Annotated in this window: 18 protein-coding genes; 14 read left to right on the top strand and 4 right to left on the bottom strand. The window is 51.1% G+C overall.

Annotated features, from left to right (window positions below):
* Window positions 1-2 precede the first annotated feature (2 nt).
* On the top strand, window positions 3-746 hold the full coding sequence (gene truA / locus B5F29_RS13865) for a tRNA pseudouridine(38-40) synthase TruA (protein ID WP_087155218.1): 744 nt from the start codon (window positions 3-5) through the stop codon (window positions 744-746).
* Here truA and B5F29_RS13860 read toward each other — a convergent pair.
* Window positions 743-1,870: an AI-2E family transporter gene (locus tag B5F29_RS13860; RefSeq protein WP_087155217.1), complete on the bottom strand. Its 1,128-nt coding sequence runs from the start codon at window positions 1,868-1,870 to the stop codon at window positions 743-745. The genes truA and B5F29_RS13860 overlap by 4 nt on opposite strands.
* 113 nt (window positions 1,871-1,983) lie before the next feature.
* On the opposite strand from B5F29_RS13860, the gene B5F29_RS13855 reads away from it, so the two are divergent.
* The gene (locus tag B5F29_RS13855; protein ID WP_087155216.1) at window positions 1,984-2,892 is read left to right on the top strand and encodes a radical SAM protein; all 909 of its coding nucleotides are present in this window, start codon (window positions 1,984-1,986) and stop codon (window positions 2,890-2,892) included.
* Here B5F29_RS13855 and B5F29_RS13850 read toward each other — a convergent pair whose 3' ends face one another.
* Window positions 2,893-3,414 carry a hypothetical protein gene (locus tag B5F29_RS13850; RefSeq protein WP_087155215.1) on the bottom strand — a complete coding sequence of 174 codons (522 nt, stop codon included), beginning with the start codon at window positions 3,412-3,414 and terminating at the stop codon, window positions 2,893-2,895.
* A gap of 143 nt (window positions 3,415-3,557) precedes the next feature.
* Between B5F29_RS13850 and galE the strand changes: the two genes are divergently transcribed.
* Together galE and B5F29_RS13840 are read left to right on the top strand one after the other, a co-directional pair.
* Window positions 3,558-4,583, top strand: coding sequence for a UDP-glucose 4-epimerase GalE (galE, locus tag B5F29_RS13845; RefSeq protein WP_087155214.1), 1,026 nt, complete (start codon window positions 3,558-3,560; stop codon window positions 4,581-4,583).
* A 33-nt stretch (window positions 4,584-4,616) separates the two neighbouring features.
* Window positions 4,617-4,940, top strand: coding sequence for a PTS sugar transporter subunit IIB (locus B5F29_RS13840; RefSeq protein ID WP_087155213.1), 324 nt, complete (start codon window positions 4,617-4,619; stop codon window positions 4,938-4,940).
* Between the two features lie 51 nt (window positions 4,941-4,991).
* On the opposite strand, the gene B5F29_RS13835 is transcribed toward B5F29_RS13840, so the two are convergent.
* Together B5F29_RS13835 and B5F29_RS13830 are read right to left on the bottom strand one after the other, a co-directional pair.
* On the bottom strand, window positions 4,992-6,371 hold the full coding sequence (locus tag B5F29_RS13835) for an alanine/glycine:cation symporter family protein (protein WP_087155212.1): 1,380 nt from the start codon (window positions 6,369-6,371) through the stop codon (window positions 4,992-4,994).
* Window positions 6,372-6,446: 75 nt separating this feature from the next.
* The gene (locus B5F29_RS13830; protein WP_087155211.1) at window positions 6,447-8,087 is read right to left on the bottom strand and encodes an ABC-F family ATP-binding cassette domain-containing protein; all 1,641 of its coding nucleotides are present in this window, start codon (window positions 8,085-8,087) and stop codon (window positions 6,447-6,449) included.
* 166 nt (window positions 8,088-8,253) lie between these two features.
* Between B5F29_RS13830 and glgA the strand changes: the two genes are divergently transcribed.
* From glgA to B5F29_RS13775, 10 genes are all read left to right on the top strand, one after another.
* Complete coding sequence (gene glgA, locus B5F29_RS13825) at window positions 8,254-9,705, top strand: glycogen synthase GlgA (protein ID WP_087155210.1); 1,452 nt, start codon at window positions 8,254-8,256, stop codon at window positions 9,703-9,705.
* 268 nt (window positions 9,706-9,973) lie between these two features.
* Window positions 9,974-10,813 (top strand): tyrosine-type recombinase/integrase, encoded by an 840-nt coding sequence (locus tag B5F29_RS13815; protein WP_087155208.1) that lies wholly within the window; start codon window positions 9,974-9,976, stop codon window positions 10,811-10,813.
* 360 nt (window positions 10,814-11,173) lie between these two features.
* Entirely contained in the window at window positions 11,174-15,316 is a 4,143-nt protein-coding gene (locus B5F29_RS13810; protein ID WP_087155207.1) for a DUF7604 domain-containing protein, read from the top strand.
* Window positions 15,317-15,321: 5 nt separating this feature from the next.
* Window positions 15,322-15,552, top strand: a complete 231-nt coding sequence (locus B5F29_RS13805) for a hypothetical protein (RefSeq protein ID WP_087155206.1) — start codon at window positions 15,322-15,324, stop codon at window positions 15,550-15,552.
* Complete coding sequence (gene lepB, locus B5F29_RS16890) at window positions 15,545-16,234, top strand: signal peptidase I (protein WP_242955677.1); 690 nt, start codon at window positions 15,545-15,547, stop codon at window positions 16,232-16,234. Before B5F29_RS13805 ends, lepB begins: the two co-directional genes overlap by 8 nt.
* Window positions 16,235-16,384: 150 nt before the next feature.
* A complete protein-coding gene (locus tag B5F29_RS13795) occupies window positions 16,385-17,539 on the top strand; it encodes a QVPTGV class sortase B protein-sorting domain-containing protein (RefSeq protein ID WP_087155205.1) in 1,155 nt (384 codons plus the stop codon).
* Between the two features lie 211 nt (window positions 17,540-17,750).
* A complete protein-coding gene (gene srtB, locus B5F29_RS13790) occupies window positions 17,751-18,521 on the top strand; it encodes a class B sortase (protein ID WP_087155204.1) in 771 nt (256 codons plus the stop codon).
* Between the two features lies 1 nt (window position 18,522).
* On the top strand, window positions 18,523-19,209 hold the full coding sequence (locus B5F29_RS13785) for a Spy0128 family protein (RefSeq protein WP_162608441.1): 687 nt from the start codon (window positions 18,523-18,525) through the stop codon (window positions 19,207-19,209).
* Window positions 19,193-20,626 carry a tyrosine-type recombinase/integrase gene (locus B5F29_RS13780; protein ID WP_087155202.1) on the top strand — a complete coding sequence of 478 codons (1,434 nt, stop codon included), beginning with the start codon at window positions 19,193-19,195 and terminating at the stop codon, window positions 20,624-20,626. Before B5F29_RS13785 ends, B5F29_RS13780 begins: the two co-directional genes overlap by 17 nt.
* 354 nt (window positions 20,627-20,980) lie before the next feature.
* The coding region (locus tag B5F29_RS13775) for a hypothetical protein (RefSeq protein ID WP_143449164.1) at window positions 20,981-21,161 on the top strand (181 nt) is incomplete at its 3' end.

Below are 21,161 nucleotides of genomic sequence, written 5' to 3'. Positions count from 1 at the left end.
TCATGAATTATAAAGCTGTTATACAATATGAAGGGACCCGTTACCGGGGCTGGCAGGTACAGGGCAATACAGATCAGACGATCCAGGGGAAATTAGAGACTCTGCTTGGCCGGATGGCCGGAGAACCGGTGGAAGTCCACGGCTCCGGCAGAACGGACGGAGGAGTGCATGCCGCCGGGCAGGTGATCAGTTTTCGCTGCAAGGTCAGCATGAGTCCGCAGGAGATCCGCGGCTATATGAACCGGTATCTGCCGGAAGACATCGCCGTGCTGTCTGTGGAGGAAGCGGCGCCCCGTTTCCACGCCCGGCTGAACGCGGTGCGCAAAACCTATGTCTATACGATCTGGAATTCCGAGATCCCCAATGTATTCGGACGCCGCTTCATGACCCGGATCGAGGAACCGCTGGATGTGGAGCGGATGCGGAAAGCGGCAGGGCATCTGTGCGGGGAACATGACTTTCTGGCATTTTCTTCACTGAATCCCCGACGGTTTAAGAAATCTACAGTCCGGCGTCTGGATGAGATCCGCATTGAACAAAAAGAAGCCGCGATCCGGATCTGTTTTACCGGAGACGGCTTCCTCTATCATATGGTACGTATCCTGACCGGGACACTGGTAGAAGTAGGACTGGGTCTGCGGAGCCCGGAAGAGATGGATCTGCTTCTGAAATCGGGCAGCCGGGCAGACGCAGGCCGTCTGATGCCGCCGGAGGGGCTGACGCTTCTGAGCGTGGAATATTCCTAAGCCTCTTCTTTTTTCACCGGCTTTTCTCTTGCGCGCAGATCATCCTTCAGGATCTGGTAGGCGGCTGCCATCAGAGGAATCCCCAACAGCACGCCTGCGATCCCGAACAGGGAAGCTCCAACCGTAACTGCCGAGAAGACCAGGATGCCGGGCAGTCCGATGGAAGAACCGACCACACGGGGATAGATGAGCTGCCCTTCCAGCTGCTGGAGAACCACCAGAAAAAGCACGAAGAAAAGAGCTTTGATCGGCGATACGGTGACGATCATGATGAAACCTACCGCCCCTCCTATATATGCCCCGAAGATGGGGATCAGCGCGGTAGCGCCGATGAGTACCCCGATCATGACCGCATAGGGAAAACGGAAGATCATCATGCCGATGATACACAGAGTCCCGAGGATCACCGCTTCTGTACACTGCCCTACAATGAAGCGGTGAAAGCTGTTGTTTAGTGTGTCCATCACGTAAAAGAACCTTTTTTTGATTACCGGCATCTGAATGTAGGTATCCAGCAGACGGTTAAACTGCCGCCCCAGCCATTCTTTGCAGGCCAGAAAATAGATAGCGAAGATCAAGGACACGAAGGAATTGATGATCACTGAGAAAAAGGAACTGATGTATCCAAATACACTGGCGCCTACTCCGGAACTGAGCCAGGAGAAAAACTGTTCCAGAATATTGCGTACGTTCTGTATGTTTATCTGCGTGCTGAATAATTCCGGGAACTGTTCCGTCAGTTCCGGATACTGATCCAGAAAATCCACAACCAGATTATAAGCGGCAGGAATACTGGACAGCAGCACGTCAATACAGGAGCGCAGCTCCGGCAGAACCATATTGACGATCAGGGACAGGATCAGCACCAGGGTTACAATAGAGAGACAGATCGAAGCGCTGCGTTTCAGCGTGAAGCGCATCTTCGGGCTCTTCAGCAGGTTGCGCTCGTAAAAACTCATGATCAGATTTAAAATATAAGCGATGATGCAGCCGGCCAGCAGCGGCTGTGTAGCTCTCAGAAAGGTACCGATCCAGGCCATGGCCAGATCCCAGTAGTGGATCACCAGAAACAGAACGACAATGCAGAGGATTGCGTATCGGATCAGATCTTTTTTCTCTTTCATAATATCTCCTTTATCTTATACATTTAGTTTCTGTCTGTAGTATACGTCCGACAGAGAAATTCTTCAAGAGGACAAAAAGAGTAATCCGGGGTACGGAAAAGAAAGGATGCAGAATGGAGAAATATAAGAAAAACAGGGCATGTACGTTGTGCCCGAGAGAATGCGGAGCAGACCGTGCGTCCGGACAGACGGGATACTGCGGCATGGGACCAGAGATCCGCGCGGCGCGTGCCGCACTGCATTACTGGGAGGAGCCCTGCCTGTCCGGAACAGAGGGATCCGGGGCGGTATTTTTCTCCGGCTGCGCGCTTCGCTGTGTATTTTGTCAAAATCATGAAATTTCCCGGGGAAAGGCAGGCAAAGCGGTAAGCAGGGAGCAGCTGGCAGGTATCTGCCTGAAGCTTCAGAGCCAGGGCGCCAATAATATCAATCTGGTGACGGCGGGGCACTTTCTGGAAGAAGTGATCCCGGCGCTGGTACTGGCAAAAGAACAGGGCTTAAAAATCCCGGTTGTATACAATACGGGCGGATATGAGAAACCGGATACCCTGAAGCGTCTGGAGGGACTTGTAGATATCTGGCTTCCGGACATGAAATACCGGAGCGCGGATCTGGCCCGGAGGTATTCTAACGCGGAAGATTATCCTGTATGGGCAGATCTCGCTCTTCGGGAGATGGTGAGGCAGGCCAAAGATCCGGTATTCGACCCGCGCGGCATGATGATCCGGGGCGTGATCGTGCGCCATCTGGTGCTTCCCGGCTGCGTTTCTGACAGCAAAGACGTGCTGGAATATCTGTGGGATACTTATGGAAATAAGATCTATGTGAGTATCCTGAGCCAGTATACACCGCTCTCCCAAGTAGCGGCATATCCGGAACTGAACCGTACCGTGACTGAAGAAGAATATCATGAAGTCGTGGACTATGCCAGATTCCTGGGTATGACGCAGGCGTATATCCAGGAAGGCGGCTGTGTGGGCGAGAGCTTTATCCCGGCTTTTGACGGCAGCGGAATTCTCTGATTATATTTCCAGTATCTTCCCGGCCTGTTCATCGTAACGGCAGTATTTTCCGTTCTGGGAGAGGAAGGGCATATAGGAATTGTTCCGGATGTCCTTGATATAGACGATGCCGGTGGCGATCATCTCTACCAGGGAAAAGCGCTCGCTGAGACTGGAGATCCAGCGATAGGTTTTTTCTTTGGAGGAAGGCGCGATGACCAGATTGTAGCCCCCTTCACATGCTTCCAGTGTGAAATAGACTTTTTCTGCTTTTTTCGGGTCGGAAAAGACCTGGCTGTAGATATAGGAAGAAAAATTCTTTTTTACAAATTCCTGAAAGGACTTTTTCGTATACAGGACACCGGACACCTCGTCATGGATCTTGTCGCCCCGTTCGATTCTGGTACGCAGAATTCTCAGAACATCAATGGTCCAGTTGATAAAAGAAATACTGCTGTACTGCATGGATTCCAGCAGATTGTCAATGAGCCTGCGGCTCAGGGTATCGGAACGTTTTGCTTCTTCAAATAATTGATTTTTCACGTTTTATTTCCTCCTGCGCAATATAGTTTATATTCTGGTATCAGAATACGAGAATTTTGAGAAAGCGTCAAGAAGATTTGCCATTGCAGATAAAGTGTGCTACACTGAATACATAAAACTTTTTTCAGAAAGGGTAAAGGAAGATGAAGATACTGGTAACCGGTGGCGCCGGGTATATCGGCAGCCATACTTGTGTGGAATTATTAAATGAGGGATATGAAGTCGTTGTTGTGGACAACCTGTATAACGCCAGTCCGAAAGCACTGGATCGTGTCCGCCAGATCACGGGAAAAGATCTGAAGTTCTATGAAGCGGATCTTCTGGATCAGCCGGCGGTCGACCGCATATTTGAGGCGGAGAAGCCGGACGCGGTGATTCATTTCGCGGGATACAAAGCAGTTGGAGAGTCTGTGGCGAAGCCGATTGAATATTATCATAACAATATGACCGGAACACTTCTCCTCTGCGATACGATGAGAAAATATGGCGTGAAAAATATTATCTTCAGTTCTTCCGCCACCGTGTACGGTGATCCTGTAGAGATCCCCATCACGGAGAATTGCCCAAAACAGAATCCTACCAATCCATACGGACAGACCAAGACCATGCTGGAACAGGTGCTGATGGATATCCACCGGGCAGATCCTGAATGGAAGGTAATCCTGCTTCGTTATTTCAACCCCATCGGAGCACATCCGTCAGGGCTGATCGGCGAAGATCCGAAAGGCATTCCCAACAATCTGCTTCCTTATGTGGCGCAGGTGGCGATCGGCAAGCTGAAATGTGTGGGCGTGTTTGGAAATGACTATAATACGCCGGACGGCACAGGAGTGCGCGACTATATCCATGTGGTGGATCTGGCAAAGGGCCATGTGAAGGCGCTGGAGAAGTTCAAGGAAGATCAGAAAGACGTGCTGATCTACAATCTGGGCACAGGCCATGGCTACAGCGTGCTTCAGGTGATCGCGGCGTTTGGAAAAGCCTGCGGCAAAGAACTTCCGTATGAGATCAAGCCCCGCCGGGCAGGGGATATCGCCACCTGTTACTGTGATCCTACGAAAGCAAAGAATGAGCTGGGATGGACCGCTCAGTACGGCATCGAAGAGATGTGCGCGGATTCCTGGAGATGGCAGTCGCAGAATCCGGACGGATATAATACGCAGGAATAAACAGACAGCGCTGCGAAAGAGGGAAGAGTCAGAATGAAGATAATACTGGTATGCTATTCCGGAAGTTCCGCCAGCATTCTGAAAGACCGTATGCTGGCATGGTGCCGTGCCAATCTGATAGATGCGGATGTTATCATCGCGTCTCTGGCAGGGCTTGACGAAGATCAGGAAGATGCGGATATTGTCCTGGTGGGTCCGCAGGTCCGCTGCGCCCTGTCGAATATCCGGGAGCGTGTGCCGGAGCAGATACCGGTTCTTGCGGTGGACACCCGTGATTACGGGATGGCGAAAGGGGACCGGATCATGCAGGAGGCCCTGGAAGAGATCCGGCGCTTCAGAGAACAAAGAGGGTTATGATGAAAGACGCCTGTACAGTTTCCATAAGGAACTGCGCAGGCGTCTTTGTCATCAGCGTTCGATCGTGGGTACTTCTTCGTGGTGTTTGGCATCCAGATCGTTCAGATATTTCTTTGTTTCTTTGACAATGACCGGAGACAGCAGAAGGACTGCGATCAGGTTCGGCACGGCCATCAGGGCGTTCAGAATATCCGCGATGGTCCATACAAGATCCAGAGCTACGACCGGAGCGATGGCCGCCACCAGTATGTAGAGTACCCGGTAGGGGATCAGCGCTTTTTTGCCCATGCAGTATTCAACACAGCGTTCTCCGTAGTAGGCCCAGCCAAGGACGGTGGAGAACGCGAAGAGAACCAGGCCCAGAACAAGGATCACCGGTCCGATGTACGGAATCTGGTCAAAAGCCAGCGTGGTCAGTACGCCGCCGTTGTCGATGTTGGAGACGTCGATGCCGGGATTTTTCATGATACTGGTAACAAGCACCATACCGGTCATGGCGCATACGACCACAGTATCCCAGAAAGTACCGGTGGATGAGACCAGCGCCTGACGTACCGGGTTGCGGGTCTGCGCAGCGGCGGCGGCGATAGGAGCGGAACCCATGCCGGATTCATTGGAAAACAGACCGCGGGCGACTCCGTAGTGAAGAGCAAGCATAATGCCTCCTCCGACCAGACCTCCGGCGGCGGCTCCGGGTTTGAACGCCAGCGTAATGATAGTCTGCAGCGCCGGAATAATAAAGTCGTAGTTGATGCCCAGGATAATGAGACATCCCAGCACATAGAAGATGGCCATGAAAGGAACCAGTTTTTCGCATACGTTGGCGATGGATTTAATCCCGCCAAAGATAACCAGCGAAGTAAATACCGCCACAACGACGCCCGCTGCCCACATGGGAATATGCAGATTTTCCTGGCATACGGTAGCGATGGCATTTACCTGGGTGGCGCAGCCGATACCAAAGGAAGCGAATGCTCCGAAGAAAGCGAACAGGATGCCCAGCCATTTCATATTCAGGCCGCGCTCCAGGGCGTACATGGCGCCTCCCTGCATACGTCCGTCCGGCGTCTTGACCCGGTATTTGACGGCGATCAGGGATTCGGCATATTTGGTGGCGATGCCGAACACACCGGTCAGCCAGCACCAGAATACAGCGCCGGGGCCTCCCAGGGCGATCGCCGTACCCACGCCGATGATGTTTCCGGTACCGATGGTGGACGCGAGCGCGGTGGTCAGGGCGCCGAACTGACTGACTTCTCCTTCCGCATCTGTGTCTTTGGTTACGGAAAGACGAATGGCGGTGCCGATTTTGCGCTGGATGAATCCGGTGCGGACGGTCATGAAGAGATGTGTGCCCAAAAGCAGAATGATCATGGGCCAGCCCCAGATGGCGTTGTCAATGAAATTGATGATTTCCACAATTTGATTCATAACTTTTCCTCCTTCTCTAAAAACAACAGAAACCTGCCCCCGTGGTACAGCGTTGTACCGGAAGCAGGCTGTCTGTCAATTATCTTCTTCTTCCTCTTTATTGGTATTATAGACGGTACGTTTTCTCGCCATTTCATCGCTTGCCAGATATTCGTCGTAGGTAGTGATCTTGTCGATGATTGAGCCGTTCGGCATAATCTCGATGATCCGGTTCGCGGTGGTCTGGACAATCTGATGGTCGCGGGAGGAGAACAGAAGCACTCCCGGAAATTTGATCAATCCGTTGTTCAGGGCAGTGATGGACTCCATGTCCAGGTGGTCCGTAGGCTCGTCAAGGATCAGCACGTTGGCTCCGGAGATCATCAGCTTGCTGAGCATGCACCGTACCTTCTCTCCTCCGGAGAGCACGCGCACTTTCTTCATGCCGTCTTCGCCCGCGAAGAGCATCCGGCCCAGGAAACCGCGCACGTAAGTGGCGTCCTTGATTTCGGAATACTGGGTCAGCCAGTCTACGATGGTATCGTCGTTGTCAAATTCCCTGGTATTGTCCTTCGGGAAGTACGCCTGGGAGGTGGTGACGCCCCATTTGTAGGTCCCCTCATCCGGTTCGATCTCTCCCGCAAGGATGCGGAACAACGTAGTCTTCGCGAACTCATTGCTGCCCACGAAGGCGATCTTGTCGTCATGTCCCATGATGAAGGAGACGTTGTCCAGCACCTTGACGCCGTCGATGGTCTTGGAGATACCCTCTACGGTCAGCACTTCGTTGCCGATCTCCCGGTTGGGACGGAAGTCAATATACGGATATTTACGGCTGGAAGGACGGATCTCTTCCAGCTGGATCTTCTCCAGAGCCTTCTTTCTGGATGTCGCCTGCCTGGATTTGGAAGCGTTGGCGGAGAAGCGGGAGATGAATTCCTGCAGCTCTTTGATCTTTTCTTCCTTCTTCTTATTCGCTTCCTTCATCTGACGGATCAGAAGCTGGCTGGACTCATACCAGAAGTCATAGTTTCCGGCATAGAGCTGGATCTTGCCGTAGTCGATGTCCGCGATATGCGTACAGACTTTATTCAGGAAATAACGGTCGTGGGAGACCACGATCACGGTATTCTCAAAATTGATCAGGAACTCTTCCAGCCACGCGATGGCGTCCAGATCCAGGTGGTTGGTAGGCTCGTCGAGGAGCAGGATGTCCGGGTTGCCGAACAGTGCCTGCGCCAGCAGGACTTTCACCTTCTGCGCGCCGGTCAGGTCTTTCATCATGGAATAATGGTAATCTGTCTCGATACCCAGTCCGTTAAGCAGCGTCGCCGCGTCGGACTCGGCTTCCCAGCCGTTCATATCGGCGAATTCCGCTTCCAGTTCGCTGGCGCGGATGCCGTCTTCGTCGGTGAAATCTTCTTTGGCGTAGATCGCCTCTTTTTCTTTCATGATCTGATACAGGCGTTCATTTCCCATGATGACGGTATCCAGAACCGGATATTCGTCGTACTGGAAATGATCCTGTTTCAGGAAGGAAAGACGCTGTCCCGGAGTGATGACGATTTCGCCGCTGGTGGATTCCAGTTCGCCGGACAGAATCTTCAGGAACGTGGACTTGCCCGCGCCGTTGGCGCCGATCAGGCCGTAGCAGTTTCCTTCTGTAAATTTGATATTGACATCTTCAAACAGGGCTTTCTTGCCCAGACGCAGAGTTATGTTGTTTGCACTTATCATAGAATTTCCTCATATTAAATTGATTCATATTAAAAAGCCACTTTTACCATTATACATAAATATGCACGTTTTTCAAGAAAAAATCGAGAAAATAGGCTTTTGAAATCTCTTATAATATGATATCATTAGATTATCAAAATATTTCTTATGGGAGGAAACTCATATTATGAAGAAAATATTGTTTGCAGCGTCTGAGTGTGTGCCATTTGTCAAGACAGGCGGACTTGCCGACGTATGCGGGGCGCTGCCGAAGGGGTTTAACAAGGAAGAGTGGGACGTTCGGGTGGTGATCCCGAATTATACTTGTATCCCGGATCATTTCCGGAATAATTTCAAGTATATCACTCACTTCTATATGGGGACAGGAAGTTACAATCCCGGCGCGCATGTGGGGATCATGACGTATGAGTATGAAGGGGTTACTTATTATTTTATCGACAATCTGGTATATTTCGGAGGATCCAAACCTTATGGGGACTTCCGTACAGATATTGAAAAATTCGCGTTCTTTGACAAGGCGGTACTGTCGATCCTCCCGGTTATCGGTTTCCGCCCGGATCTGATCCACTGCCATGACTGGCAGACCGGTCTGATCCCGGTTTATCTGAAGACGGAATTTGCGGCGGGAGAATTTTACCGGGGGATCAAGACGATCATGACGATCCATAACCTGCGTTTCCAGGGTATCTGGGATATCGAGACCATGCAGGGGCTGACCGGCCTTCCGGACTATGTCTTCACGCCGGACAAGCTGGAGTACAAAAGAGACGCCAATATGCTCAAGGGCGGGCTGGTCTACGCGGATTATATCACGACGGTCAGCGAGACCTATGCGTATGAGATCCAGACGCCGCAGTACGGCGAGGGTCTGGACGGACTGCTGTCAGCGAGACATATGGACCTGCGAGGTATCGTGAACGGCATCGACTATGATATCTGGAATCCGGAGACGGACCAGAAGATCAGCAAGAATTATACGCTCAAGAATTTCCATAAAGGCAAGGCGGCCAATAAGCGAGCGCTCCAGGAAGAACTGGGACTGACGGTGGACGAGGGCAAGATGATGATCGGGCTGATCTCACGTCTGACAGACCAGAAGGGCCTGGATCTGATCGCGGAAGTGATGGAACAGATCGTGGACGACAATACCCAGTTCGTGGTGATCGGCACCGGCGACGAGCGGTACGAGAACATGTTCCGCCACTATGCATGGAAGTATCCGGATAAAGTTTCCGCGAACATCTACTATGCGGATGAACTGTCCCATAAGCTGTACGCGGCCGCGGACGCGTTCCTGATGCCTTCCGCGTTCGAGCCCTGCGGACTGACCCAGCTGATCTCCTTCCGTTACGGCACGGTGCCCATCGTCCGTGAGACCGGGGGCCTGAAGGATACGGTACAGGCGTACAACGAGTACGAAGGCACCGGAGACGGCTTCTCCTTCGGAAATTACAATCCCTGGGACATGATGGAAGTGATCAATTACGCGAAATACACCTATTTCGTGCACCGCAAAGAGTGGGACGAGATGGTCGCAAGAGGAATGCAGAAAGACTTCTCCTGGGATGCGTCCCGCTACAAATATGAAGGAATCTATTCCTGGCTGATCGGCTGGTAGGATAGACTTCAGAGACTGGAAGAGTGACTCCCCGGTTTCAGGACCGGGGAGTTTTTGCGTCCATTCCCAGCGCAGGGGTGGACGCTTTTTTTGTGCCGCGGGGCGGGATATATAAATGAAGAAAAGAAGATAATCAATAATGCAAATATAAAAATGTGTTTACTGCATTTGTGCAAAAAATATAGGGAGGGTATACTGAGATCGGATGTGGACATAATGAGAATGTTTTCCCGGCACAGTATCCGGGACAGACAGGAAGGAGACGAAAATGAAACATAATCTGGAACGAAGCATGATCCCGCGCTTTCAGGCGCAGCTGGCGGAAGAAGAGAGGAGCAGGGCCACGATCGGGAAATATATACACGATGTGGATGTGTTCTTCTCTTTTGTGCAGGACGCCCCGGTGGACAAGGAGAAGGTGATGGAATACAAGCAGTACCTGATCGAAAAGTATGCTCCTGCCAGCGTCAATTCCATGCTGGTCGCGCTGAACCGTTTTCTGAAAGAACAGGGATGGTATGACTGTGTGGTAAAACTGCTGAAGATACAGAAAGTATCTTTCCGGAGCCGGGAGAAAGAGCTGTCCAGGGAAGAATACCTCCGCCTGCTGTTCGCCGCGGGAGAGAAAAAGGACCAGAGACTGTATTACCTGATGCAGACGATCTGCGCCACGGGCATCCGTGTGAGCGAACTGCGTTTCATAACGGCGGAGGCAGTAAAGGAAGGCCGGGCGAAGGTCACCCTGAAAGGAAAAGTCCGGACTGTGCTGCTGCCGGCGCCATTGTGCCGCGTCCTGAAAAAATATATGAAAGAAAGAAATATCCAAAAGGGGAGCCTGTTCGTCACGAGAAGAGGACGGCCCCTGGACCGGAGCAATATCTGGCACGAGATGAAAGCGTTGTGTGAAAAAGCGGGAGTGAGCAGGGAGAAAGTATTTCCCCATAACCTGAGGCACCTGTTCGCGTGCACTTATTATAAAAAAGAAAAAGACCTGTCCCATCTGGCGGACCTGCTGGGACATTCCAGCATCGATACGACCAGGATCTATACCATGGTAAGCGGGGAAGAGCAGTCCAGGCGGATCGCCGCACTGGGGCTGGTCGTGTGAATGGCATAAAAAAATACACATAACTTAATGTTTATTATGTGTATGACAGCGATCCGTACTTACATAAAAATGTACTACATTTGAAATTATTATAGCAGGGTATTTCTATAAGTGCAAGGATATTCCCGCAAAAAAATCCCTGTTTTTGAAGGAATACCGGAAGAAAGACACGCAAACCAGACCGATGGGCATCCGCCGTTCCCATCGGCCTGGTTTTTGCGCGTTTATACGCGCTTTTCTGCGGAAATGTTTCCCGGGCAGGCCCGGTCCGGCAGACGTCCCTGCCCATAATCACCACAGAATAAACATTAAGTAGTGCAGGCAGCAGTATCCGAATCTAACAGACGGGGAGAATGCATTATGTGGAAGAAAGCGAAGAGATTCCTGGCAGTGCTGCTTGCGCTGACTCTGATGTTGTCTGTAGTGGACAGTGAAGAGCTTTTCGTATCCGCAAGCGCCACGAATGTCCAGGAGGACACGGGAGCAGGCGGAGAGACGGAGCCGGCTGCCGGGGAAGAGACTGAGAACACGGATGTGTCTGTGGAAGAAGACACAGCAGTTACAAGCGTCGGGGACGAAGGCTCCGGTGAAGATACGGCGACTGTGCCCGGAGACGGGACCGGGACAGGTACCGAGACCGGCGGCGCTGCGGATGCGACCGGAACCGACGGGACCGAGACGGCCGGAACCGGGACTGAGACATCCGGCAGCGGTACGGAAGGAGCAGAAGGGACGACTGTACCCGGAAGCGAGACACCTGCCAGCGGTACGGAAGGAACAGAAGGGGCGGCCGGAACCGGTGATACCACGACCGGTGAGAGCGGCGAGACTGAAGGAGATGTGACAGACGGAACCACGGAAGCTGCTGATGATGGAACAGATGGAACTACAATCGCGCCCGGGACTGAGACGGATGGGAACGGAAGCGAAGGAACCGGGACGGAGACAGAGACCGGGGAGAGCGGTACGGATGGGACAGAGCAGAGTGATGTGGTGACGGGAGAGACTGGTGACGGAGAGACAGAAGATGCCGGGGGTAAAACCGACGCAGCAGAAGACGCTGAAGACACTGCGGCAACTACTTATATGGCAGAAACGGCACATGACGGACAGACGGTTAAAGTATTTGTTGAAGTGCCGGAAGATGCTTTTGATGGGGATATTACACCGGTGCTGCATGCAGATGCTGTTACGGATGAAGAAGAACTGGGCAAGGCAGCCGCAGCGGTGGAAGAGCAGACAGAGACCGTTTTTGACGGCATGATCGCCCTGGATGTTTATTTCACGGATGAAGATACGAAAGAAGAGATTGAGCCTGCAGTGCCGGTATCCGTGCGTTTTGAACTTTCGGAAGAGGCGCTTCCTGAAAATATCGATGCAAGCACTCTGACGGTACATCATCTGGCTGAGGATGGAGATGCATCTGTTACAGTTGAAACAGTTGCGACCGCCACAACTTCTGATGAAGTGGACGGTGTGGTAGCATTGAGCGATGCTGCTGCTGAGAAAGCAGAAGTGTCCGAAGACGTAGCACTGCTGAGTGAACTGGATGATGTGGCAGACACAGTGGAAAACGGCATTGAGAATCCAGCAGTGGTGGCGGAGTTTGATGTGAAGTCGTTTTCGACATTTACAATCACTTGGATACAAGATAAACTCATCGGTCAGGATGTGATAGAAGAAATTAAATTTACGATTGTGGATACAGATGGGAATGAACTGAATGTTTCTGACAGCTATAATCTTTCCTATCAACTAACTTATAACGAGCGAATATCCTTTGAAGAGATTGTTACAGAGAATGGAATCCAGACTATTTTAATAAATGGAGAGGAGTACGTATTTCGTAATGCGACTCTGATTATTAAAAATGGAGAACGACATCCGGTCAGCTCTGTTGAGTGGATAGAAGATGGGTTGGATGGTTTGGCAAAAAATGATAAAGTTCGTTTTTACGACAGTGTTTTCCCAGGAGAAACGGGAGTTTATACAAGAGATAACGAGGGCGATGAAGGGGATTCCCTGGAGCTGATTTACCGCCGTTCAGATGAAAACAGTACAGAAGTATATGAGCCTGAGCCAACATACTCTAAAGCGGCAGTCACAAACGATGATGGGAAAACTTATGATCTTGCGTTGACGGTTTCAGGATCAGTTGGTACCGCAACAGAGAATCAAAAGGTAGATGTCCTTTTTATTGTGGATCAGTCGGGTAGTATGGCGGATCAGACGTATTACCCTAAAACTCAGAGCTATCAATCGTATCAGTATATTGTAGCTGATCAGGCGCAGACATTGGCAACTGCGTTGGCAAATAATACAAACCTGGATGCCCGTTTCTCTGTTGTCACATTTAGCGATTCTATAGCGGATACACAATATTATAACGACGGTATTATGCGTTTGAGTTGGACCAATGATGCTTCACAAGTGTTTGATGCAGCAAATCAACATAGTTATGGTGGAACAAACTATGAGGCGGGGCTGTTATCAGGGCGTGCAGCTATTATTGAATCTCGGCCAGATGCAGTGAAATATGTGGTATTTCTTTCTGACGGACAGCCAACATTTCATTATACAGGTAATGGCAGTCAGACGGGAGGTGGAAATTACACACAGCCGGATGATATTGGTAATGCAGTAGAAGAAGCTGGAAATTATGACTTTGTAAATGGATTTTTTACAATCCGAGTGGGCAATGAAAGTAGTGCGGATACTTATTTGGATCTTGTAAGAAATGCAGTTCGCGAGGCGACCGGTGCCTCTGAAGACAATGAAAATTTTTGGGGATTCACAGCAACTGATTCAGATGACTTGGTAGAAAGCTTTGAAAAAATACAGGCACAGATTACTTCACTTTCGATGACGGATGTCATGATTGAAGACATATTGACCTCATATGTGGAAGCACCGGTCGGAGCCGAACCTTATTTGTTGGTCAAACATACTGTGGATGGAGAAATTGTTACCGACAGATACGATGCAGAAAATGTTGGCAATGTTATTAAGGAAATCAGTTATGATTCCGCCACGAAGACTTTGAAATGCGAATTCATGGATACATATTCGTTACTTCCGGGTTATACATATGAGCTACATTTGGAAATCGTGCCAACAGAAAAGGCTTTTACAGAATATGCGGCGACCGGTTATCCGTCGGGTATGATCGGCGAACCAGATACGGGAACGTTTGCTGGAGAGAACGGTTTCTATTCCAATGTTGACGGTGAGGCGATGCTGACTTATACAACGCCGATTAACAGCCATTCAGTGGAATATCCCATGCCTGTTGTACAGGTTCCATCTACCAGTTTGATCATTAAAAAGGACTTCGGGGGTTTGGAAACTCCGGAAGAGAAAGAGGCTGCGGCTAGTTTGATTACTTTTACGATCAAGGATGGTAATACGATTGTAAAGAATAACATAGTTCTTCAGTTGAATAGCGACGGCACTTACAGTGCGGAAGTGACAGGACTGACAGTGGGAAAAACTTATGTAGTGGAAGAAAACTGTTCAGCGCCGGAAGGATATAATGTTACGACAAATACCCCTTCGCAGACAACGCCGCCGCTTTCGTCAACGGTTGATAATATATTATCATTTACAAACATATATACGCCCGCTGAAGCGGATCTGGAGATTTGCAAACAGATTGTGATTGAGGGCGATGAAGATGCAGATTTGAGCGTGTTTAACGGAAAAGAATTTACATTTATAATTCAGGGAAAAAATTCTGAAAATACAGATATTGTCAAGGAAGTAATGATTCAGACAGATGAGAATGGAGTGGGCAGTGCAACCGTTGAAGACCTTCCGTTGGGTAGTTATAACGTTTCAGAAAAAACAGATGAATCCGATTTTCCTGACGAGGTGGGGGACTATGGGTATGTTAGTAATGATGGACCTAGAAGTACGACTGTAGCAGCCTCGGGAGGCTTGGTCGGTATTGTGAATGTTTACAAGCATCAGGATAAAGTGCTGACTGTCGGTAAAGAAGTTAAAGGGAATCTTGGCAATACATCTGAGAAATTTAATTTTACATTGACAATCAAAAAGACTTCATCAGCTGTCTCGGAAGAGATAACTGAGGATGAGTATGTAAAAATTGCAGCAACTGCCAAACGTTTTACGGGAAATGTTGAAGATGATGGATTTTATCTGTCCTTTAACGGGGAAACAGCAGCATTTACGTTGAGTGACAACCAAAAAATGACAATTGAGATCCCGCACGGATATTATTGCATGGTTAACGAGACTAGAGGTGATTATACGGCTCGAATCACTGTGGATGATACAAGCTGGTCTAATGAATCAAATGCGTCAGGTAGTATAACAAAGGACACAAATGTGACAGTCATAAATTCACTTGATACAGGTGTACCTACCGGATTAAACCAAAACAATACGCCGTTCGTTCTGATGACCGCAATTGCTGCAGTTACGGGACTGGTATTACTCGGAGGCTTCTTTATTTATCATATCAGCCGTCGACGCGATAGGTGATTGTCATGCGTACTATGCAGAATATTGCAGATTTACTTTCCAATATGAAGTTTCGCAGAAAGATATTCGGCGGCGTGGATGAGGCAGATGTATGGAGGCAGATAGAAAATCTCCAGCGTACCTATCAGCTGGTCTATGACGAGCAGGCTGCCTACTACCAGGCGCTGATCGATGAACGCGGCCAGGCGCTGGCAAGGGTAAAAGACCGGAAGGGCGGCGGTGATGCCCATGGCTGAACATAAATGTCCGGTTGTCAGGGACAAGCCTCCTGCCACGGCGGGCAGGGGAGACAGTCCCGGGAAACCGGTGAAGAAAAGAAACCAAAGCCGTGGGGAAAAGATAAAGCGGCACGGCAAACGAGGCAGCAGGGCAGGCAGCGTGCCTGTTACCCCGGAGGAAGTGATCCGCCGGAAACGCAGACGGTGCGCGGACGCGGAGGATATCGTCTCCTTTATTACCAGGCTGGCCGCCATGGCGGTGCTGCTGGCGCTGCTGTTCGGCTTCGTGTTCGGAGTCACGCCCATGGCGGATGACGACATGTCCCCGCGCATCTCCGCAGGGGATCTGCTCCTGTACTACCGGCTCGCCGATGATTACGTCAGCGGCGACGTGATGGTATTCCAGAAGGACGGGGAACAGTACGTGGGACGCGTGGTCGCCCGCGGCGGGGACACCGTGGAAGTGACGGAAGAAGCAACGTTGGTGGTAAACGGAAGCACTGTCCTGGAAACGGACATCTATTATTCCACGCCCCGGTATGAGAATGGACCTGACTATCCGGTGACGATGGCGGAGGGAGAATACTTTATCCTCTGCGATTACCGGGAAGGAGCCCGGGATAGCCGGTACTTTGGCCCGGTGAGCCGGGACGAGATCAAAGGCAAAGTGATTACCGTGATCCGGAGGTCCGGGTTATAAGAGGAACATTTAAAGAATATCACAGGAAAGGTACGGAGACTGGATATGTCGGCATGAATTGTCCGCAGATTTTCCTGAGATAGAGGCGGGAAACCGCCGATACACAGCCGAAAGGCAAACCTATAAAAAGAAAAAGAGAGGAAGAATGTTATGAAACATCAACACAAAAACATTTCCCGCCGGCTGGCGGCAGCCGTGATGGCAGGAGCAATGATGGTATCCATGGTAGGGATGACAGCGTTTGCACAACAGGGTGATCCGGCGGAATCGGAGTATGTTTATTCTACGGGCGATACTTTTACTATCACCAAGCATCTGAAGATTCCGGCTTATATCATGACTCCGGATGTAACGTTCGGTTTCACGATTACTGGAGCTACAAATGTTGGAGAACAGACAATTGGTGACATCCCGGTCCAGGCAGGTACAACGGGAGATATAGAACAAACTGTAGGCGCTAATTTTGATCCGGGTACGACGGTACCGACTGTGGATCGTACAGAAGATGAGAAGGCTACATTTAAAGTTAACCTTAGTATGTATAATGCGCCTGGTATTTATAAATATTCCGTTGCAGAGGATAGCACAAATCCGTATGACGGAGTCACCTACAGCACTGAAGCAAAAGACCTTTACGTTTATATTCAAAATAAACTTGATCAGGACGGAAATTATATCGATGAAAATAATGATAAAATACCTGATCGTGAAGTTGCCTATGTTATGTTGGTAAATGCTGGAGAGAATCCTGAAGCTTCTGCATATAAAGATGACAGTTTCACAAATAAATATGGTAAGGATGAAAGTGGAGAAGATACTGTATACGATTTGACACTTACCAAAAAAATCACCGGAAACGTGGCAAATCTAAACGATGAATTTGATTTTACAGTTACGATCAATGCCGATAATGTTAACGACAAATTTGTTCTCAGACAACAAGGGGAGGAAGATAGAATAATCGGAGATAACGAGGGTACCGTTGTTACCCTTGGCAATAATGAGTCGATTACCATCTATGGCCTGAGCGCAAAAGATACATACACGATTGTAGAAAGCTATGGTACGAAAGAGGGTTATACCACTACGGCAACTGTCGATGAAGTAACGTATAATTTGAATGGAGGCCTGACGGTCGAAGAAGAGGATGGCATCAATGCTGATGTGTCTGTTGTATACACCAACGACAAGACTGCTTCCACCCCCACCGGCATCGCCATGACCATCGCGCCCTACGCTATCATGGTAGTCGCGGCAGCAGGCGTTGCGTTCCTGTTCCTGCGCAGAAGACACAGCGAATTCTAAGGACATGCTGATTAAACCAGCGTTTTCCTAAGCATTCCATTTGCCGACGGATATACGGATACGGTTACATAACCCGATAACCGAAGATACATATTTTACTTGTAATGAATCAATTAATCACAGTGAATGATAACTGATGTAACTGACAACCACATGCCCCGGCCTGCCCCTTGCAGGCCGGACATACCACAGACAGTGTAAGGAGGACCCCATGGGAGCAGCCGCCAGACTTGCCAGGGCCGGCAACCGGCTCATCAGCTTCATTGCCCTGCTTTTAATCGCCCTGATGTTCGTGTACGGGGCGTACTCCCTCTGGGACACCTGGGCAGTGTACCGGGGCGCGTTCGTTTCCAACGACCTCCTGCAGTTTAAACCCTCCGGAGACAGCACGGAGGCGGGGAATCCCACGCTTGCCGAGCTGCAGCAGATCAACCCGGACGTGCGGGCCTGGCTGACGGTGGACGGCACGCACATCGATTATCCGGTGGTCCAGGGGGAAACGGACATGGAGTATGTGAATAAGGACGTGTATGGGGATTTTGCCCTGTCCGGAGCCATCTTCATGGCCAGCCAGAACAGTCCGGATTTTTCCGATCCGTATACGCTGGTATATGGACACCATATGGATAACGGGGCCATGTTCGGAGACGTAGTGGAATTCACGGACCGGACGTATTTTGAGGAACATACGGCAGGTACTCTGTACCTGCCGGACAGCACGTATTCGATCACTTTGTTCGCCTGTGTGGAGGCGGACGCCTATGACCAGCAGATTTATAATATTTCTGCGGTAAACGGGGAAGGGACGGGTGCGCTGCTGGATTATATAGAAGAACAGGCGGCACAGTACCGGGACATCGGCATGACGGAAGACGACCGGATCATCGGGCTGTCCACCTGCGCGGAGGCGGAGACCAACGGCCGGGTGATCGTATTCGGCCGGCTGGACCCGATGAATGAAATACAGGAAGGAGGTGCCTGAGATGAAGATGATTCAGAAGATCGAGAAGTTCTGCGCGCTGCTGCTCCTTCCGGTTCTGTTTGCCGTGCTGCTGGTTCCGGCGCGGGCAGCGGGGAGTACCGGATCGGTATCGATCCCGGTGGAGGTAGCCGTATCCGGACGGTCGATCCCGAAGGACGCGGAATACCAGGTGGTACTGGAAGCAGTGACGGAAGGCGCGCCCATGCCCGCGGAGACGACACTGAGCATGCTGGGAGCGAGCGAGAGGCTGTTCGGGCCGATCACTTATACGGTACCCGGAGATTATACATACCGGATCACCCAGAAGGATATGGGACATTCCCGGTGTACTTATGACACCGCGGCATACCAGGTGACAGTCCGCGTGACGAACGCGGAGGACGGAGGCCTGAGCGCGGAGCTCTGGGCAGTGAAAGGAGACAGCACGGAGAAGACGGATACGATCCGCTTTGAGAACAGCTACCGCGGCAGCGGGAGCAGCGGAGGCGGCGGGGACGATTCCGACGGAGAAAGCTCCGGGACGGCGACGCCCGTATCCCAGACCAGCGCAGTGTCCACACCGAAGACCGGCGACAGCGCCAACCTGACGCTGTGGATATTCCTGGCCGTGGTCTCCCTGGTGGTGCTGATCCTGGCGGCAGGATATCACCGCGGAAAGGAGCAGGATACGAATGTCGAGGACCGGTAGGGATATTACCGGGGAACGATTTGGAAAACTGGTGGTGACCGGATTCGCCGGTTACGGCCAGGCCGGCAGACAGCGGGTGGCACTCTGGGAGTGCCGCTGCGACTGCGGCAATACCTGCAGGGTAGAAGGATATCTGCTGAAAAGCGGCCGCAGGAAAAGCTGCGGCTGCATTCGTTCTACGGCTGATAAAATGATAGGGAAACGGTTTGGAAAACTGACGGTCATCGCGGAAGATTTGGATAATCACACGACACTCCAGAAAGTCATCTGCCGCTGCGACTGCGGCAGGGAAAAGAGCATTGCCACCAGAGACCTGAAAAACGGCAAGGTAAAAAGCTGCGGCTGCGACCGGATCCGTCCGGGAAAAGGAGACTACCTGGAGCGCCAGTATGACGGAGCGCTGGAAGCGAAGAGGGAAGCTTTCCAGAAGGGTGATACCTCCAGGATCGTTACGCTGGAAGACTGGGTGTATGTATGGCTCCGCAGCGTACTGCCCCATGTGGTGAAGGAGACCACGATCCGCATGTACGCGGAGACTATGGAGCGGCATATCCTGCCTGCCCTGGGAGACCGGAAGCTGGAAGACCTGACGGAAGAGGCAGTCTCCGGATGGCTCCGGGGGCTGGAGAGCATGCCCCTGGCCGGGACGCAGAACGGTCATATGACGGAAGGAACCGTGCGCAACACCCTGTCTGTACTAAGCGGGTGCATGAAGGACGCGCAGAAGTCCGGTCTGATCGACCGCAATCCCTGCATCGGGCCGTCCTGGACCCTCCAGGGCAGAAACGTATGGGAACGGCAGGAATGGCTGAGCGAGGAACAGGTGCGGATACTGGAACCGGAGCTGTCTGCTTACCAGGATGAAGAAGGGTACCCCATCGGGCTCGGGTTCCGGTTGGTGCTTTATACCGGGATCTCGCTGAGCGAGGCGGCGGCGCTGCGCTGGAGGGACGTGGACCTGGAAAGAAGGAGACTTCGCCTGGAATATTTCGTCGCCGTGAAGAGAGAGCTGGGGACCGGAGGCGCGGAAGAACGTCATTATGAACTGGAAGCATTAAGCGGAAGGAAAAGGCGGGAAGTGCCGGTACCTGACTTTATTGCGGAGCAGCTGGAACAGGTAAAGCGGGAATACCGCGGGGAACCGGACGGCTTTGTGCTGGGCGGCTCTGAGAAAAAGCCCGTGCGCATGGACCGGATGCGGGCTGTGCTGATGCGCCGGGCGCAGGCCTGCGGCATGGGTTCCGTAACGCCGCGCATGCTCCGGGATACCTATGCGATCCGGGCAGTTCGTGCCGGAGCCAGCTCGGACATGATCGCGGAGCTGATGGGGTTCGCTTCCTCCCAGCAGGTGATCCGGAGGTATATGCCGAAAAACGTGACGGATAAAAGTGAACTGGTAAAGAAAATGTTTGGATGATATACGGTCAGGAAAGTGTGGAGAATCGGGACTGCTCCGGGATGCCAGGCTTTCCCGGCCATATTTTGCGTTTCTGTATCCGGTGTTTATATATTTTTTGAGTTTATATATTTGCCGTTTCTATCATCTGTCATATTTATAGATCTCATATTTTTTCATCCAGGGCCTTGCACCTGGTGAGGGGATATGCTACATTAAGCCCATCAGATAATTTCGGAAACGTTCCGGCGGGTTCCCGCCAATATTTCCCGGATTAAAAAAGAAAATAAAATTGCAGAAAGTGGACAGATACCTACCAGCATGTCCTGCCGTCTGCGGCGCCTTTTTGTCCACGGAAGCGGAAAAGGAGGAAAATTGAAACAAAACGAAACAATGAATATGCAGGGGAACTGGAAACCTTTCCACGTGTCCAGAGAGGATGTATTAGCAGAGGTGGTGAGTGACCCCAAACTGAGGATCCCGTTCTGGAAACTCAACCAGGAGTGCCGGGAGCGCTTCCTGGAATTTCTCCAGGGCACGAAAACCCTTCCGGTCA

Origin of the sequence: Lachnoclostridium sp. An196 (assembly GCF_002160135.1) — a bacterium.
Lineage (GTDB): Bacteria > Bacillota > Clostridia > Lachnospirales > Lachnospiraceae > Hominiventricola > Hominiventricola avistercoris.
This window is presented reverse-complemented; position numbering and strand designations above follow the sequence as displayed.

Excerpts from the sequence above, each read along its gene's own strand:
- truA (WP_087155218.1), top strand. The coding sequence starts at position 3 with ATGAATTATAAAGCTGTTATACAATATGAAGGGACCCGTTACCGGGGC.
- B5F29_RS13860 (WP_087155217.1), bottom strand. The coding sequence starts at position 1,870 with ATGAAAGAGAAAAAAGATCTGATCCGATACGCAATCCTCTGCATTGTC.
- B5F29_RS13855 (WP_087155216.1), top strand. The coding sequence starts at position 1,984 with ATGGAGAAATATAAGAAAAACAGGGCATGTACGTTGTGCCCGAGAGAA.
- galE (WP_087155214.1), top strand. The coding sequence starts at position 3,558 with ATGAAGATACTGGTAACCGGTGGCGCCGGGTATATCGGCAGCCATACT.
- B5F29_RS13840 (WP_087155213.1), top strand. The coding sequence starts at position 4,617 with ATGAAGATAATACTGGTATGCTATTCCGGAAGTTCCGCCAGCATTCTG.
- B5F29_RS13835 (WP_087155212.1), bottom strand. The coding sequence starts at position 6,371 with ATGAATCAAATTGTGGAAATCATCAATTTCATTGACAACGCCATCTGG.
- B5F29_RS13830 (WP_087155211.1), bottom strand. The coding sequence starts at position 8,087 with ATGATAAGTGCAAACAACATAACTCTGCGTCTGGGCAAGAAAGCCCTG.
- glgA (WP_087155210.1), top strand. The coding sequence starts at position 8,254 with ATGAAGAAAATATTGTTTGCAGCGTCTGAGTGTGTGCCATTTGTCAAG.
- B5F29_RS13815 (WP_087155208.1), top strand. The coding sequence starts at position 9,974 with ATGAAACATAATCTGGAACGAAGCATGATCCCGCGCTTTCAGGCGCAG.
- B5F29_RS13810 (WP_087155207.1), top strand. The coding sequence starts at position 11,174 with ATGTGGAAGAAAGCGAAGAGATTCCTGGCAGTGCTGCTTGCGCTGACT.
- B5F29_RS13805 (WP_087155206.1), top strand. The coding sequence starts at position 15,322 with ATGCGTACTATGCAGAATATTGCAGATTTACTTTCCAATATGAAGTTT.
- lepB (WP_242955677.1), top strand. The coding sequence starts at position 15,545 with ATGGCTGAACATAAATGTCCGGTTGTCAGGGACAAGCCTCCTGCCACG.
- B5F29_RS13795 (WP_087155205.1), top strand. The coding sequence starts at position 16,385 with ATGAAACATCAACACAAAAACATTTCCCGCCGGCTGGCGGCAGCCGTG.
- srtB (WP_087155204.1), top strand. The coding sequence starts at position 17,751 with ATGGGAGCAGCCGCCAGACTTGCCAGGGCCGGCAACCGGCTCATCAGC.
- B5F29_RS13785 (WP_162608441.1), top strand. The coding sequence starts at position 18,523 with ATGAAGATGATTCAGAAGATCGAGAAGTTCTGCGCGCTGCTGCTCCTT.
- B5F29_RS13780 (WP_087155202.1), top strand. The coding sequence starts at position 19,193 with ATGTCGAGGACCGGTAGGGATATTACCGGGGAACGATTTGGAAAACTG.